Genomic DNA, 748 nt, shown 5'->3' on the forward strand with positions numbered 1-748 from the left:
CCGGCGTCGGACAGCGCGCGGACCATCCGGAACAGGACGCCGGCACGGTCGGGGGCCCGTATCTCGATCACTGTGTCGGATCCGGAGTCATCGAAGATCACCTTTGGTGGTACGGCCGGAGGCCAGCGTCGGGTGATCGCATACGCCTGCTCCCGACTGGCGATCCTCGCCTCCAGGTCGAGTCCGCCGTCAAGGACTCGCAGCAGGTCGCCACGCAGCTTCGCGGACGTGGGCACCTCACTGTGCGTGGTTGCCACAGCAGCCTGCAGCAGTGCACGGCCGTCCTCGCTGCGGGCGGAGGCGCGGCGGACGTCGAGACGGTTCAGGGCCAGCACCCCCGTGGTGGCGGCCAGCAGCCCGGGACGGTCGGGCGCCACCACCACGATCTCGAACATCGTGTCGTCCGGCAGCGGGTTGACGTCCACGTGGTAGGTGTCCGGGAGCGCGAGAAGGGCCCGTTGGCGGTCGGTGAGGGCGGGCGGGTATGGCGCCTGTTCGCCGCGGTGGACTGCCATCGCCCGTTCCACCAGGTCACCGACCAGCCGTGCCTTCCACGGGCTCCAGGCTGTCGGGCCGGTGGCGAGCGAGTCGGCTTCGGTCAGGGCGTGCAGCAGGCCGAGAACCCGGGGGCTGCCGGCGGCCTGAGCCACCGCCTCGATGGTCGCCGGATCGTCGATGTCCCGCCGGGTCGCGGCCTCGGTGAGCAGGAGGTGATGGCGCACCATCGTGACCAGCACGTCGGTGTCCG

1 pseudogene is annotated in these 748 nt (G+C 71.1%); it reads right to left on the minus strand.

Annotated features, from left to right (window positions below):
- Window positions 1-748, minus strand: a pseudogene (locus DD1DGNOD_RS28460) ([protein-PII] uridylyltransferase); the annotation flags it as partial.

Source organism: Candidatus Protofrankia californiensis (genome assembly GCF_900634765.1).
In the GTDB taxonomy this organism is placed as follows: domain Bacteria; phylum Actinomycetota; class Actinomycetes; order Frankiales; family Frankiaceae; genus Protofrankia; species Protofrankia californiensis.